16 protein-coding genes are annotated in these 14,059 nt (G+C 45.1%); 9 read left to right on the forward strand and 7 right to left on the reverse strand.

From position 1 onward, the window contains the following. Nucleotides 1-8: 8 nt before the first annotated feature. Nucleotides 9-671 (reverse strand): response regulator transcription factor, encoded by a 663-nt coding sequence (locus H3V12_RS05010; RefSeq protein ID WP_198213228.1) that lies wholly within the window; start codon nt 669-671, stop codon nt 9-11. Between the two features lie 22 nt (nt 672-693). Then, the gene (locus H3V12_RS05015; protein ID WP_075870115.1) at nt 694-924 is read right to left on the reverse strand and encodes a hypothetical protein; all 231 of its coding nucleotides are present in this window, start codon (nt 922-924) and stop codon (nt 694-696) included. A 368-nt stretch (nt 925-1,292) separates the two neighbouring features. Between H3V12_RS05015 and H3V12_RS05020 the strand changes: the two genes are divergently transcribed. The 3 genes from H3V12_RS05020 to H3V12_RS05030 are packed head-to-tail and all read left to right on the forward strand — an operon-like array spanning nt 1,293 to nt 4,611. Continuing rightward, nucleotides 1,293-3,455: a PBP1A family penicillin-binding protein gene (locus H3V12_RS05020; protein ID WP_198213230.1), complete on the forward strand. Its 2,163-nt coding sequence runs from the start codon at nt 1,293-1,295 to the stop codon at nt 3,453-3,455. A 33-nt stretch (nt 3,456-3,488) separates the two neighbouring features. Next, complete coding sequence (locus H3V12_RS05025) at nt 3,489-4,085, forward strand: DUF1214 domain-containing protein (protein ID WP_198213232.1); 597 nt, start codon at nt 3,489-3,491, stop codon at nt 4,083-4,085. Continuing rightward, nucleotides 4,078-4,611, forward strand: coding sequence for a hypothetical protein (locus H3V12_RS05030; RefSeq protein ID WP_198213234.1), 534 nt, complete (start codon nt 4,078-4,080; stop codon nt 4,609-4,611). The genes H3V12_RS05025 and H3V12_RS05030 overlap by 8 nt, the downstream gene beginning before the upstream one ends. Before the next feature lie 5 nt (nt 4,612-4,616). Here the strand turns inward: H3V12_RS05030 and H3V12_RS05035 are convergent, their stop codons facing one another. The 3 genes from H3V12_RS05035 to H3V12_RS05045 form a co-directional block, all read right to left on the reverse strand. Further along, entirely contained in the window at nt 4,617-4,964 is a 348-nt protein-coding gene (locus H3V12_RS05035; protein WP_198213235.1) for a DUF1491 family protein, read from the reverse strand. Between the two features lie 225 nt (nt 4,965-5,189). Then, the gene (locus H3V12_RS05040) at nt 5,190-6,176 is read right to left on the reverse strand and encodes a peptidoglycan-binding domain-containing protein (RefSeq protein ID WP_198213243.1); all 987 of its coding nucleotides are present in this window, start codon (nt 6,174-6,176) and stop codon (nt 5,190-5,192) included. Continuing rightward, nucleotides 6,127-7,317, reverse strand: a complete 1,191-nt coding sequence (locus H3V12_RS05045) for a HAMP domain-containing sensor histidine kinase (RefSeq protein WP_075870121.1) — start codon at nt 7,315-7,317, stop codon at nt 6,127-6,129. Before H3V12_RS05045 ends, H3V12_RS05040 begins: the two co-directional genes overlap by 50 nt. A gap of 268 nt (nt 7,318-7,585) precedes the next feature. On the opposite strand from H3V12_RS05045, the gene H3V12_RS05050 reads away from it, so the two are divergent. Together H3V12_RS05050 and H3V12_RS05055 are read left to right on the forward strand one after the other, a co-directional pair. Beyond that, complete coding sequence (locus H3V12_RS05050; RefSeq protein ID WP_198213245.1) at nt 7,586-8,068, forward strand: DUF5330 domain-containing protein; 483 nt, start codon at nt 7,586-7,588, stop codon at nt 8,066-8,068. Between the two features lie 121 nt (nt 8,069-8,189). Then, entirely contained in the window at nt 8,190-8,615 is a 426-nt protein-coding gene (locus H3V12_RS05055) for a SufE family protein (protein ID WP_075870123.1), read from the forward strand. Nucleotides 8,616-8,751: 136 nt separating this feature from the next. On the opposite strand, the gene H3V12_RS05060 is transcribed toward H3V12_RS05055, so the two are convergent. Beyond that, nucleotides 8,752-9,189: a MucR family transcriptional regulator gene (locus tag H3V12_RS05060; protein ID WP_075870415.1), complete on the reverse strand. Its 438-nt coding sequence runs from the start codon at nt 9,187-9,189 to the stop codon at nt 8,752-8,754. 403 nt (nt 9,190-9,592) lie between these two features. Here H3V12_RS05060 and msrB point away from each other — a divergent pair, with 403 nt between their 5' ends. The 4 genes from msrB to H3V12_RS05080 all read left to right on the forward strand — a co-directional run bounded on the left by msrB (nt 9,593) and on the right by H3V12_RS05080 (nt 13,202). Beyond that, complete coding sequence (gene msrB / locus H3V12_RS05065) at nt 9,593-10,012, forward strand: peptide-methionine (R)-S-oxide reductase MsrB (protein ID WP_198213247.1); 420 nt, start codon at nt 9,593-9,595, stop codon at nt 10,010-10,012. 77 nt (nt 10,013-10,089) lie between these two features. Beyond that, nucleotides 10,090-12,177 carry a S9 family peptidase gene (locus tag H3V12_RS05070; protein ID WP_198213249.1) on the forward strand — a complete coding sequence of 696 codons (2,088 nt, stop codon included), beginning with the start codon at nt 10,090-10,092 and terminating at the stop codon, nt 12,175-12,177. Between the two features lie 343 nt (nt 12,178-12,520). Further along, a complete protein-coding gene (locus H3V12_RS05075) occupies nt 12,521-12,832 on the forward strand; it encodes a hypothetical protein (protein WP_198213251.1) in 312 nt (103 codons plus the stop codon). Between the two features lie 31 nt (nt 12,833-12,863). Further along, nucleotides 12,864-13,202, forward strand: coding sequence for a hypothetical protein (locus H3V12_RS05080; protein WP_075915979.1), 339 nt, complete (start codon nt 12,864-12,866; stop codon nt 13,200-13,202). 82 nt (nt 13,203-13,284) lie between these two features. On the opposite strand, the gene H3V12_RS05085 is transcribed toward H3V12_RS05080, so the two are convergent. Next, nucleotides 13,285-13,881 (reverse strand): superoxide dismutase, encoded by a 597-nt coding sequence (locus H3V12_RS05085; protein ID WP_075870126.1) that lies wholly within the window; start codon nt 13,879-13,881, stop codon nt 13,285-13,287. Nucleotides 13,882-14,059 lie beyond the last annotated feature (178 nt).

Consider the following 14,059-nt stretch of genomic DNA (forward strand, 5'->3'; position numbering starts at 1 on the left):
ATTTTCTATTATTCAGGGGCTTTCAAGCGGTAACCCATACCGCGTATCGTCTCTATAACATCGACGCCCAATTTTTTTCGCAACCGGCCTATGAACACTTCAATCGTATTGGAATCCCTGTCAAAATCCTGATCGTAAAGATGTTCTGTCAAACCGGTGCGCGATATGATTTCACCCTGATGATGCATAAGGAAGGATAACAGAGCAAATTCCAGTGATGTCAGCTTGATCTGGCTGCCATTGACTGTAACCCGCGAGGTTTTGGTATCAAGGGTAATCGGCCCGCAGACAAGCTCGCTTGACGCATGTCCGGATGCGCGTCTTATCAGCGCGCGCAGGCGTGCAAGGACTTCTTCCATATGAAAGGGTTTTACGACGTAGTCATCGGCTCCGGCATCAATGCCTGCAACTTTATCCGACCACCGATCCCTCGCTGTTAAAATCAGAACAGGCATTGAACGCGAATTCTCCCGCCACCGTTCAACGATGCTAATGCCATCCATTTTTGGCAAACCGAGATCAAGGACGACAGCATCATAAGATTCGGTATCCCCCAAAAAATACCCTTCCTCGCCATCATACGCGCGGTCAGCAACATATCCGGCCCCGTTAAGTGTTTCGACCAGCTGGCGATTGAGATCGCGATCATCCTCTACAACGAGAATTCTCATTAACGATGCTTCCGACGCTTTCTCAGTTTGCAGGTACTGCTACTTCAACGCGGCGCGGCTTTTCGCCGTCACGGGCGGGAATGAGAACTATTACAACGCAGGTATTGCCATTTTGTGTATCAAGTGTAGCACGGGCCAATGTGCCGCCCTGCTCTGTTGCAACACGTTTTCCTACTTCCGTGCAATCGGCCGCATAAGCTCCGGTTGCACCTGCAAAACATGTCAGAATTAAAAAAAACAGAAACTTTTTCATGATAACGCACTCATATCCTATTTTGTCTGAATACAAAATGAACAAACCGTTTATTTATTATCCGATATTTCCAACTTCCTATAATCCATGAAAAGCCGTCATTTGCAAACTGCTACCATATTTACTTTAATATTAGGGAAAAACGCTATTTTTCAATGGTCATGCGGAATTGGGCTAATCTACCCGTTTCGATTACGGTTCTTTATCGACCGGCCTGTTGATGAAATAGTGAAAGCTCTTAACCTTTCATTCTAATTTAATTCTTAAGAGAGAAAAAACTCTTTCGTTCTAAAGGTTCGATAAGCTAATATAGACGCGAGTTTGCGTTGCTCTTAAAAAGCTGTAGTCAATGACACGGATTGCTTTCCATGTTCGGTTTTAAAAAAAATAATAAAAGTGACAGGAAGCGTTTCCGTAGCCCTCTTTTGATCGGGCTTGATTCGTGGATTGACACCTGCCTTTACCGGTTTGGGCGGGCAATGGCAGTTTTCTGGGAAAATTCCACGATTATATCGCGTCGATTCCGCGTTCGCGGCTGGAAGAGACTGATCGTGGAAGTCGTCGATGAAGGATTAACCCTCGGACTTATCGGTTTTGCCATTTTCACCTTCATCGGCGTATCGGTTTTTTCATTAACGAAAAAAGACTGGCATTCTCCGGAAGATTTTGCAGTAAATTTTCTTGATAGACATGGTAATTACATCGGAAGCCGCGGTGCGCTCCATGGCGAGCCCGTGCCAATTGAGGAGATGCCTGATTTTGTTATCAAAGCGGTTCTGGCAACTGAAGATAGGCGTTTCTTCGAACATTGGGGAATCGATTTTTATGGTTTGTCACGCGCATTCAGTCAAAATTTGCGCGCTCATGGTGTTGTTCAGGGTGGCTCGACACTCACCCAGCAATTGGCAAAAAATCTTTTTCTGAATAATGAAAGAACGTTCGAGCGAAAAATCAAGGAAGCCTATCTGGCAATATGGCTTGAAGCAAATCTTTCCAAAAAACAGATTTTGCAGCTCTATCTTGATCGGGCTTACATGGGTGGTGGTGCGTTCGGTATTGCAGCTGCCTCACGTTTTTATTTTGGCAAAGATATACGTGATGTTTCGCTTGCCGAAGCTGCAATGCTTGCCGGACTTTTCAAAGCACCCGGGAAATATGCCCCCCATGTCAACCTGCCGGCAGCACGGGCACGTGCCAATGTTGTGTTGTCGAATCTGGTGGATGACGGCTTGATGACCGAAGGACAGGTTATCGGGGCACGACGCCATCCCGCAAGTGTCGTCACAGAGCTTGATAATGACGAGCCGAACTATTTCCTTGATTGGGCATTCGATGAAGTAAGAAAACTTGGCAACAAATTACCGAACCATAATGTCGTCGTTCGCACGACTCTTGATCAAGGCATACAGAAAGCCGCCGACGAATCGATTGAATATTATCTTCAGCAATATGGCGCGCAATATAAGGCCACACAGGCCGCAGCTGTTATTCTTGATAATGACGGGGCGGTTAGAGCCATTGTCGGCGGGCGCGATTATCAACAAAGCCAATTCAACCGCGCGACCCAGGGCGGACGTCAACCGGGTTCGTCTTTCAAACCTTATGTCTATGCTGTTGCGATGGAACGTGGCCTCACTCCGAAAACAATTATTTCCGACGCTCCGATCAACTGGGGTGGTTGGTCACCTCATAATAATTCCGGCCGTTACAGTGGCAATGTTGACCTTGCAACGGCTCTCGCCTTTTCGATCAATACAGTACCGGTTCGGATAACCTATCAATATCTTAATCGCGATACGCAGCCTATTCGCGATCTGATCAAGAATATGGGCATTGACGCAAATATCTTTTCGCATAAGACGATGGTTCTTGGCACATCCAACATGACTCCGCTCGATCAGGCAACCGGTTTCAATGTGTTTGCCAACGGCGGTATGGCCGGTAATCGTCATGGCTTTACCCAGATTATGACATCAGATGGTAAAGTTATTTGGGATTGGACGAGAGATGGCGAAAAACCACATCGGGTGATGAGTGCACAATCTGCGGCCTATATGAACCAGATGATGGTAGGCGTGACCACACGGGGCTCCGGCAAACGCGCTCAATTACCGATGACACTCGTTGCCGGGAAAACCGGAACATCTCAAGCTTATCGTGACGCATGGTTCGTCGGATTTACCGGAAATTATACTGGTGCAGTCTGGATGGGAAATGACGATTTTTCGTCAATGAACCGCGCATTCGGCGGCGTTGTGCCTGCAATGATGTGGAACCGCATAATGCTATATGCCCATCAAAACACGACTATCAAACCACTTTTTGGCGTCGAAAACTCGATCCTTTCCAATTCGAAACATTCCGAAACCGATAATTCCAATGAAAATATTGCTCCCGACCTGCCACAGGTGCTCTCGCCCGCCTCTTCAAAGGTTATCAAATCACTGATTGAAGAGTTTCAGAAGGCACCACTTCTAACGCCCGCAAGTTCGGCGCACGTCGTATCCTCTTCGACAAGTGAGATACGTTAAACCGGAAGGGCAAGAAACAGGAAAAGCCGCTTTATGTTTTATCGCATATTTCTCGTCACTCTAAGCCTTTTCATAGCTATCGTCGGCGGAGCCTTAAGCGTCAATTATGTCCTCGATAGTTTCGACGGTTTCGGCCGCTTGAAAATCGGTCAATGGGAAGCCTATCCGCAGGCTGGAACCGACGAGGCGGATGCCTATGCACGTGCCCGTGCTGCAAAGCGCGGTGATATTTCTTTAGGCAGAACCGAAGGCTTGGTTTTCCAGCTCTGGCGGGATAACCACAACCACTCCTTGAAAAGCCGGTGCACTTACCGCCTTAAAGGTTTTCTGCCTGAAACCAGATTGTTTACCCTTTATGCCGCAGACCATGAATTGCGTGCCCAATGGGTAGATGACAAACTTCCTAACGAATTAACAAGTTCCAACGTCGTCTGGAATCAGGATGGAACATTGAATGTACTGGTTTCGCCTCAACCGCAAGCTGGAAACTGGCTCGCTACGCGGGGCAAGCGCGAATATGGATTGATCCTGACACTTTACGACACACCGATTGTGACTTCGACAGCACTACAAAAACTCAATATGCCAACAGTCGAGGTTGTTCCAACGGGAGTACGCAACTGTGACTAAATTAATCTACGCGCTTCTGGTCGGGATTATAGGAGCCATTATTGTTCACATTTGCGTGGTGTTAATGGTACCCCATTTCAGCGAACTCAATACGTGGAAACGTTTGCTCGCAACAAATAACAAATATAATTTTGCCCCGCTTGGCGAAGATAATCCGATCGTTGCCTCTACCGACCCGTTATTCCACCTCAAAGCTTGCCGCTTTAATCTTGATGACGGCCCCGTCCACATCAAGGCCGAAGGTACTGCTCCATTCTGGTCAATGTCGGTTTATGACCGTAACGGAACCAATTTTTACAGCTTGAATAATCACACTATGCCGAACGGAAAGCTTGATCTTGTCATCGGTAATCCCGGTCAGATCATGGAACTGAAGCAATCAACACCGGAAAGTGTTGAAAATTCTGTGCTCATAGGAGAAGATATTGCTGATGGATTTGTTATCCTTCGCAGTCTAAAGACCAAGTTGACAAATAATGGCGATGAGTTCCTTAACCATGCCCATTGCCAGACGCTTGATTACTAGGCGTTTCAAGCTTTCACGGTGTTGAACGGCAATTGTTGCGGACTATAATTTTCAAATTCGACCAACCATAAATCGGCATCGAATTGTAGTTCTTTTTCAAGCTTTTCAACCGCGGCTGCCTCTTCGACATCTGCCAAAATTTTTATAAAACAACGTTCGTCGCGGCCGCTTTGTTCGGTATAAAAGCTTTGTGGAGCCGGTCCATAAAGATCAACCTTTCCATCGTCCAAACGATCCAGAATGAAAATCGTACCTGCTTCGTTGGAGCCACGACGGGTAAGATAAGCAAAACCGCCCTCTGCGCGAACACGGCGCATTAAAGCCGCCGTCCAGAAATCTGACGTAAGACGCATTCCATACTCCGAAAATCTGCCCTTGAACGACAAAGCTTGAATGAAATTCAAATACGACTGTCAGCCTGCCGTTACCCGAACTATTCAATTTCTAAATAAACTATCAAAGGAAAACAAACTACGATAGCCGAACTTTATTTATGATCTTAAGTTTAGAATTCAGACGTTTAGAATTCCGACACATCATGTGGCCGATTGACGTTTCACCCGTTCCGAGCCTCGAATCTATCCGATAAGGCCGATATCTTTCATTTTATCAATCACTTCCTGATTGATTTTTCCGGTGATGGTCAGGCTGAACATTTTTTGAAAATTCCTCAACGCTTCAGCTGTGTTTTCATCCTCTGTGCCGGTTACCACCACATGATCATCTCCGAATGCACGTAACCCCGCCTGAACGCGCATAATATCGGCAGTTCCCGCTTTAAATCCGTTGGTGTTCATCGCTTGTTGTGATGCTGCAACTGCTGGTGTGGCTTGCAATATTTTAACATCACCATTATCCGCGCCTGTTTTGTTTTGGTTTCCCGCAGCTTCCTTTACGGCAGCGATATTTTGACCATTGGCAACAGCCTGCCTGGTGGTTGATAGTGATTGTGTTGTAACCTGATCCACATTGCCCGACTTTGGTAAAGCTCCGCTGATCAAAGAGGCAATATCATCCTGTTGTTTGCCCCCATTCGGATTTCCGTTCCCTTTGGAATTTTGCCGCCATAATGCGATAGCATTTCTCGTTTTTGGGCCATCTAGTCCATCAAGAGGACCGTCATAAAGCCCCATTGCAGCCAACATCTTCTGGGCATCCAATAAATTGTCAGGAAGCGTTGTTTCTTTGGACGTCGGTGACGGTTGCGTTTGAGAAGCCGGAGAGGCAGATGAGGATACTGCAGAGACAGTCCCTTCCTGTGCATGATCCGCTTTGTTAGACGTACTCTGGGCAGAAGGCGCCGAGATCTGCTGTGCCAGTGGACGGGTCTGGATAAAAACCGCATGGTGGCTTGCACTTTGGTAGAAAAGTGCGTTGAACGTTACAAAACCGAATCCCACTAAAAATAGGAAAAAACCACATGCCATGAGCGGGTTTTTTCGCGCATGACGATATACCCACGCGACAAACAAGCGCAGCAGATGGCCCAATCCGGAGAGAATTGCAAGAAACAGACTACGCTGTTTTCCGGCTCGGGTTCGTGATGTTTTTCGTTGACTTGCCATTGTTCCTAATTTTTGTTTTCGGGGTTAGAAGATATTGATTATTTGAGGACCCATCGCCATTGACCGGTTCGGTTGAAGAATTGTTGAACGGGGTGACCAATCTTGTCGGATCAATCGGCAAAAGCAATTTCACCCGCGTACCTTTTCCCTTTTGACTTTCAAACGAGATTTGACCGTTCGCACGTTTGACCAGATCGAACACCATAGCAAGACCGAGGCCGACACCTTCGATCTTACAGACGACAACGTCGGACGCACGCAAGAATGGCAATCCCAAACGCGCAATATGTTGCTCATCCATTCCGATTCCGTCATCCTTGATAGTGATTTCACAATAATTGTCGGAGCGGGTTGCAACATGAATGTCGATATGTCCGTCATCATTGCTATATTTTATAGCATTTGAAATAAGGTTCATGCATATCTGACGGAACGATAGCGTATCAAGACAACAGCTAATCGGTATTTCAGTGCCGGCAAGAGCAATTTTTCTATGTCCGTGCAGCGGCAAAGTGAGCTCCAAGGTCTCGTTGAGCACATTGGCAACTAGGCAGGTACCGGCGCCGTTTTCATCAAGCTGTCGATTTTGATCTTTCAATGTCTTGTTGACGATTCCCAACAGATGGTTACCCGCCTTTTTAATCATTGCGATATATTCATGGCGCTTTCCGTCCGCTGCACTCTTGTCTTCGACAAAATCAAGCAGGTCGGCAAATCCCAGTATTGCGTTTAAAGGTGTGCGCATTTCATGGGCGGCGCGTGCAAAAGGCGAAACCGCACTCACGTCTATATCATTGATCTCGTCGCTGTTAGCTTCGATAAAAAGCTTGATGACTTTTTGGTCTGTCGAAAGACAATGGACAATAACCGAAACGAATCGCGTACGATCAAGTCCGTTCATGCGAATTGAAATCGGCGAGGCAATACGGTTTTCGCGAACATCTGCTAGGAATGACAAAAGAATGATACGATCATTGATATGTACATGATCCGACAAAGAATCGCTTTGTTTTAAATATCCCAAAAAACAGTTTGGCGCGGCATTTTGAAGCAAAATACCCTGGCTGTTTACTGTCAATGTTGCGTTCAATGTTTCCATTGTTCCGATTAAAACCTTGTCGCTTCCAGTTTTGCGCATCATTTTCGAGCACGACGCCATTTGTCACAAACAACGTCTGTAGCTCACTGCACCCAATCTGGCGGCAAGTTTTTAACGAAAGGATAATAAACAGGAGAAGACGGTAGCAAGTCGCATATCTTCGTCGCTATGGTTAACAACTACCACGAAAAATCATCAAAAAGCCTGTGGTTTCTTGAAAAAAACTCAATCCTGTCAATCTTTCGTCAATCATAAAACGTTACAGTCGACACTATCCTGCTCATTTGTAACTGCGTTGTGTCGGGGCGTTATGATACGGTTTTTTATAAAATCCTTCTGTTTTTTAACTCTGTTTCTGGTGATCATCTCGTTTTTGGGAACATCCGGAAAAAATAATGGTTCTCAGCCTGATCAATATATGAATACTGTCGAGGCGCTATTGGCGGTCAAAGATACGGTCAATGACCTTGGCAACTTCTGCGAACGCAATTCCGATACGTGCGAAACCGGTAAGACTTTTTTCGGCTCGCTTGGCGAACGTGCACGTGATGGTGCACGTATTGCCTATGAATATCTGGACAGAACATTCGGCTCTGACAAAGGCGAGAAAAAATTGCCGCCTGAAAATATCAATACCGGTTCGATCACGCCTGAAAAAGGACATGACGAGCATGAAAAGCATGAAATAAAGCCCGCTATGCCCAAAATGGATAGTGCTGCTACACCTTTAAACAAGCCGGCAACCGGGGGAAAAGACGAAGCACATTCCAGTCACAACAAGCCGCTTGAATAGGCTATCAAAAGCAGAACGGCAAAAAGCTTTCAGTCGAAAAATTTACTTTTTCTCAAAGACGGAGTAAACGGTTCAACGATAACTATTAGACATTAGAGAAAAAGCAGAACGATAATAAATCATGACTGACACAATGAACGATATTCTAGAAAGTTTTTCCATGCTTGACGATTGGGAAGACCGCTATCGTTACGTTATCGAACTCGGCCGCGAACTCCCCCCTTATCCGGAAGAAGCGCGTGATGAGGCACATAAGGTGCCGGGATGTGTCAGTCAAGTCTGGTTGTTGACCAAACGTGGAGAAGGTGCCGATCCGGTGATGACTTTCGAGGGCGATTCCGATGCACATATCGTACGCGGTCTTGTCTATATATTGATAACATTCTATTCGGGAAAGCACGCCTCGGAAGTTCGTGACGCTGACATCGAAAAAATTCTGAAAAAACTGGGGCTTGACGAAAATTTGACGCCACAACGCTCGAACGGCTTGCGGTCGATGGTTGAACGAATTCGCCTTGAAGCCCGAAACACTCTTCAAAAACAATAAATTTATATTTTTATGATCGGATTGAAGCTTCCATCCGCAAACATGCGTGTGTCAATCTGAATCGGGACTTCAATCGATTTAAAAAACGGGCACATTAAAAATGCACCCGTTTAAATTTTCAATCTTATAAATTCGATTATTTTGCTTTTCTTTTGCCGGGTTTGCGCCCTAATCCCATTTGCTTTGCAAGTGAGGAACGGGCTTCAGCGTAATTCGGTGCAACCATCGGATAGTTAGGGTCCAGATCCCACTTCTCACGATATTGTTCCGGCGTAAGTTCGTAATGTGTCATTAAGTGCCGCTTGAGCGACTTGAATTTTTTACCATCTTCCAAACAGACGATGTAGTCAGGGAAAACAGAACGCTTCGGGTTAACTGCCGGCTTTTGCTTTTCGACCTCAGCCTCTGCGGCTGTTTCACCACCTGCTTTGACAAATGCAGCGTGAACGTCCGCGATCAAACTAGGTAACTCACCCGGTCTAATTGAGTTATTGCCGACATAAGCAGCTACAACATCAGCAACCAGTGTAATAATGAAATCACTTTCATTCTCGCTGACGGCTTGTTCATCCATCTTCTTTTCCTTTTTACTTCTTCTTTGTTTCAGCTTGCGTCTGTTTAGCAAGCAAATGTTGTTTTCATATAGCTATGTAAGAAACCTTGTCAATTACAAATAGAAAACAAATCTATAAAACAAAGGTTCCATATAGTTTTCAAGTTATTTTTTGATTTTTCTATTGAACTTATAAAGGTCTCTTATACAAAATATATATAAAATAAGGCAAAGTGTCCCATTTTTACATAATTAACGTGAACACATGACGATAATTCTAGTATTGATTGATTTCCTTATACATAGATATCATATAAATGGGGATGATTGCTATTTTGTCAGCTTCTAGCAGCTAATTTTTTCGCTGTCAAAGCAATTGACTGATTAGTCGGCAAAATTAATATATTTATTCAAGGAAGAATTCATGAGTGATAAACATCATTTTAAAATTATCAAATCCGAGGAAGAATGGCGTAAACAATTAACGCCGGAACAATTCGATATTACTCGTGGACACGGGACAGAGAGAGCCTTTACAGGACCGAAGTTCGATACTTCGAAACCAGGAACCTTTTATTGTGTTTGTTGTGGCAAACCACTCTATCGTTCCGAAACCAAGTTTGAATCGGGTACCGGCTGGCCAAGTTTTTTCGGTCCGATTAGCGCTGATGCAGTGGTTCTTCAGGAAGATTTTTCCCATGGCATGGAACGTACTGAAGTTTTATGCGCCGATTGTGGCTCTCACCTCGGACACGTTTTTCCGGATGGCCCGGAGCCGACGGGCTTGCGTTATTGCATGAATGGCTATGCTTTAACCTATAAGCAGGATAAGACAGCAAGATAAAACAGGCAGGCCAAATAAAATAGGCCTGTAGAATAACCCAGCAATAATCGGGTGTAGTGCCTGATTTAGGAACAAGAATGACCGAATCATCAATTTTCCCGCCAGAAACCAAGAAAATAGACCATTATGAAGAACATCACGGCATTGTTCGTCACGATTTTTACCATTGGCTGAGAGCTGAAAACTGGCAAGAAGTCTTCAAAAAGCCCGAATTGCTTGACGAAAATATACGCAGCCACCTTGAAGAAGAGAATGCTTATCAGGAAGCCCTGATGGCTGACACGAAAGAGCTGCAACAAGCACTTTTTGTCGAGATGAAGGGCCGCATAAAGGAAGATGACAGCTCGGTACCGGTGAAAGAAGGGCCCTATGCTTATGGCGTTTCTTTCACAACCGGTGGCGAACAGCCGCGTTATTTCAGAACACCTCGCAATGGTGGTGAGGCTGTCGTTTATCTCGATGGTGATGCGCTAGCCAAAGGGAAAGATTACTTTCGTCTCGGTGCAGTCCAGCATTCGCCAGACCATAAGAAATGTGCCTGGACCTATGATGACAAAGGTTCGGAATTCTATACAACAAAACTGCGTGATTTAAGTTCGCTCTCGGATAGTGCTGAAACAATTCTGAATACTGCCGGTGATGTTGTTTGGGACGCGAATTCGGAAGGTTTTTTCTACACAAATGTGGATGAAAATCACCGCCCCTCCAAACTTTATTATCATAAGCTTGGAACCGAACAACAAGCTGATAAACTGGTTTTTGAAGAAAAAGACCCCGGATTTTTCTTGAGTGTTGGTGGTTCGTCGTTAAATGACGTGATCTATATCGATATACACGACCACGAAACTTCCGAGGTTTGGCTTATTCCGGCAAAAGATCCGACAAGCGCACCCAAATGTGTAAGAAAGCGTCAAAAAGGTGTCGAATATAGCTTAACTGAAGGCGGCGACGTCTTCTATATCCTCACCAATATAAATGGCGCCAAAGATTTCAAAATCATGTCAGCGCCTTTCGATAAACCTACTGAGGAAAACTGGTCGGAAGTGGTACCTCACCAACGTTCAAGGCTCATCCTTGCTCATGATGCTTACAAGAATTTTCTAATCTGGCTTGAACGGTGCGATGGCCTTCCCAGAATCGAGCTCCTTGACCGGCGTGATGGGACAAGACATGCCATTTCCTTTACAGAAGAAACTTATTCATTAGGGCTTCATGGAGCACCCGAATATGATAGCGGGACGATCCGCTTTACATATTCCTCAATGACAACGCCCGCCGAACTTTATGAATATGACATGACAACACGCCAACGTGTCATGTTAAAACGGCAGGAAGTACCTTCGGGGCATGATCCTAAAAATTATATAACGCGTCGTTTGATGGCCAAGGCTGAAGACGGAGCGGAGATTCCCGTTTCGCTTTTTTATCGCAAAGGTACAAAACTCGATGGCAGTGCGCCATGCCTCCTTTATGGCTATGGGGCCTATGGAATTTCCATGCCGGACAGTTTCAATACCAATGCTTTATCGTTGGTCAATCGCGGTTTTATCTATGCAATCGCTCATATCAGAGGCGGCAAAGAAAAAGGCTTTGACTGGTATGAAAAAGGAAAACATCTGTACAAGCGCAATACATTTACCGATTTCATCGCTTGCGGGCGCTTTCTGGTTGCCAATCATTTCACCTCTCACGACCGGTTGATTGCGGAAGGCGGGTCGGCTGGTGGCATGCTAATGGGTGCCGTCGCCAATATGGCTCCCGAAGATTATGCCGGCATTGTCGCTATCGTTCCCTTTGTCGACGTGTTAACGACAATGCTTGACGATACCCTGCCACTCACGCCACCTGAATGGCCCGAATGGGGAAATCCTATTGCATCAAAGGAAGATTATGAACTGATAGCGTCCTATTCTCCATATGATAATGTGAGCGCGAAGAACTATCCGTCTATTCTTGCAATGGCAGGTCTCACCGACCCCCGTGTAACCTATTGGGAACCGGCAAAATGGGTTGCAAAATTGCGCGAATTCAAAACCGGCAATAATCCGGTCTTACTCAGAACAAACATGGATTCCGGTCATGCCGGCGCATCCGGCCGTTTTTCACGGCTCGAAGAAAGTGCCTATATCTACGCTTTCATTCTTAAAGTTGCCGGAAAGAATTAATGCCGTCATCCGGATGATACCGGAGTTTTTTTAAAATGACAGGTCGGGTCTTACAATTCTGTTTTCAGGATATTGCGACCCTACCTGTTTTTTTCTTGCAAATTAAGCTTTCCGGCCGACTTTTTCAGGGGGACTTCATATTCTGATGATTATAACGAGGTTCCCTCTGAGCTGGCTTGGACTTGGACATTTATTTTTTCTAACCGTCTCATATTTAATATTAAGGCAATGGATAAATGTCACACTTGTCAATGCAGTCTAAAAACACCAGATATTTACTCAAGATGTTAAAAATAAATCTACAGGATTTGGCCTGATATTTCAGGAATATCTGGTCTCGAAAATGAAAATTACAAATTTAATTGTTCTATTATTGGTCATCATTTTTTCTCTGCCTGCTCAAAGTGCAGGAATCAGGAAAGATGTTGATGAATATGCAGGCACCCGTTGTAACACACCGGCAAAGGGAAGTGGAATTGTTGCAGGCTATTTTAGCGGCCTGACAGATAACCCCATTGTAAGCTCTGATGGCTTTGTCCCGGTTGACCGCTTCAGATGCTTTAAATCGATGGATGAATGCCGTGGCTGGCTGTATACAATGGAATCGCTTTACGGTGCACCACCACCAACGGCAACATTGTGTACAAGATATTGATTTTAACCGGGCTGATGGAGGCCTATTCTCTATGAAACTGAGATTGACATTTTTTACTGCAATCGGCCTTGCCTTTCTCGCGATGTCACAAAGCGGTTATGCAAGTGGACGGGATCCCGGGAAAGTGGCTAATATGACCAGTGAATATGCAGGCGAACGTTGTTCGACGCCTCCGAAGGGAAGTGGTATAGTTGCCGGTTTTTTCCGCGGATGGGAACAAACCCCGTTTCAGGACCGTGGCTCCGGTCTTATGCCGGTAGAGCGTTACAGATGTTTCAAAACCATGAATCAATGCAAGTCATGGCTAAAAACAATGAATTATCTTTATAATGAAAAGTCGATCGACGCGAGCATGTGCACCAGATTTTAAGTTGTTCAACTTATTTACGTTTTGAAATAGAAAAGCCACCATTTTTACAAATGGTGGCTCAAATTTCATTTTGCCGAAGAAATCAGGCCTTTTCGTACATTTCCAGTACGTGATCCCAATTGATCAGATGATCAACAAATGCTTCCAGATATTTTGCACGAGCATTGCGATAATCAATGTAATAGGAGTGTTCCCAAACATCGACACCAAGAATAGGCGTTGCTCCGTGAACAAGCGGGTTTTCTCCATTCGGTGTCTTGGAAATTTCCAATTTTCCGTTTTTCACAGCCAACCAAGCCCAGCCAGAGCCGAATTGAGCTGCACCGGCTGCAAGGAAATCGGCACGGAATTTGTCGTAACCGCCCAAATCGCTGTCAATCGCTTTTTGCAGTTTGGCCGGTAGTTTCTTTCCACCGCCATCTTTCTTCATCCATTTCCAGAAATGGGTGTGATTATAGTGTTGCGCTGCATTGTTAAACAGACCCTGATTTTTGCCAAAGCTCGCTTTGACGATTTCTTCAAGGCTTTTACCTTCAAGGCCTGAATCTTTTAGCAATTTATTGCCATTGGTGACATAGGCCTGATGGTGCTTGTCATGGTGATATTCAAGTGTCTCACGCGACATATAAGGCTGAAGTGCATCATACGCATAGGGTAGTTCGGGCAATTCAAAAGCCATTTTCAATACTCCTTAAAATATATTCTCTCCCGGAATAGGTGCGTTTATTTATTTGGTGCTCTCACTGGATAAAAGCAAGGGAATTTGCCTATCTCACAAGAGTTTGACCGCCTAAGCCGGGTTATCGGGTCGTTGTCTCTACAAAACCGATTTTATAGATAGACCATTGATGGCTGTA

The organism is Bartonella sp. W8167 (genome assembly GCF_016100335.1).
Taxonomy (GTDB): Bacteria; Pseudomonadota; Alphaproteobacteria; order Rhizobiales; family Rhizobiaceae; genus Bartonella; species Bartonella apis.

What these genes read in the sequence shown, in the direction of transcription:
- H3V12_RS05010 (WP_198213228.1), bottom strand. Translation starts at nt 671, where the DNA reads ATGAGAATTCTCGTTGTAGAGGATGATCGCGATCTCAATCGCCAGCTG.
- H3V12_RS05015 (WP_075870115.1), bottom strand. Translation starts at nt 924, where the DNA reads ATGAAAAAGTTTCTGTTTTTTTTAATTCTGACATGTTTTGCAGGTGCA.
- H3V12_RS05020 (WP_198213230.1), top strand. Translation starts at nt 1,293, where the DNA reads ATGTTCGGTTTTAAAAAAAATAATAAAAGTGACAGGAAGCGTTTCCGT.
- H3V12_RS05025 (WP_198213232.1), top strand. Translation starts at nt 3,489, where the DNA reads ATGTTTTATCGCATATTTCTCGTCACTCTAAGCCTTTTCATAGCTATC.
- H3V12_RS05035 (WP_198213235.1), bottom strand. Translation starts at nt 4,964, where the DNA reads ATGCGTCTTACGTCAGATTTCTGGACGGCGGCTTTAATGCGCCGTGTT.
- H3V12_RS05040 (WP_198213243.1), bottom strand. Translation starts at nt 6,176, where the DNA reads ATGGCAAGTCAACGAAAAACATCACGAACCCGAGCCGGAAAACAGCGT.
- H3V12_RS05045 (WP_075870121.1), bottom strand. Translation starts at nt 7,317, where the DNA reads ATGATGCGCAAAACTGGAAGCGACAAGGTTTTAATCGGAACAATGGAA.
- H3V12_RS05050 (WP_198213245.1), top strand. Translation starts at nt 7,586, where the DNA reads ATGATACGGTTTTTTATAAAATCCTTCTGTTTTTTAACTCTGTTTCTG.
- H3V12_RS05055 (WP_075870123.1), top strand. Translation starts at nt 8,190, where the DNA reads ATGACTGACACAATGAACGATATTCTAGAAAGTTTTTCCATGCTTGAC.
- H3V12_RS05060 (WP_075870415.1), bottom strand. Translation starts at nt 9,189, where the DNA reads ATGGATGAACAAGCCGTCAGCGAGAATGAAAGTGATTTCATTATTACA.
- msrB (WP_198213247.1), top strand. Translation starts at nt 9,593, where the DNA reads ATGAGTGATAAACATCATTTTAAAATTATCAAATCCGAGGAAGAATGG.
- H3V12_RS05070 (WP_198213249.1), top strand. Translation starts at nt 10,090, where the DNA reads ATGACCGAATCATCAATTTTCCCGCCAGAAACCAAGAAAATAGACCAT.
- H3V12_RS05075 (WP_198213251.1), top strand. Translation starts at nt 12,521, where the DNA reads ATGAAAATTACAAATTTAATTGTTCTATTATTGGTCATCATTTTTTCT.
- H3V12_RS05080 (WP_075915979.1), top strand. Translation starts at nt 12,864, where the DNA reads ATGAAACTGAGATTGACATTTTTTACTGCAATCGGCCTTGCCTTTCTC.
- H3V12_RS05085 (WP_075870126.1), bottom strand. Translation starts at nt 13,881, where the DNA reads ATGGCTTTTGAATTGCCCGAACTACCCTATGCGTATGATGCACTTCAG.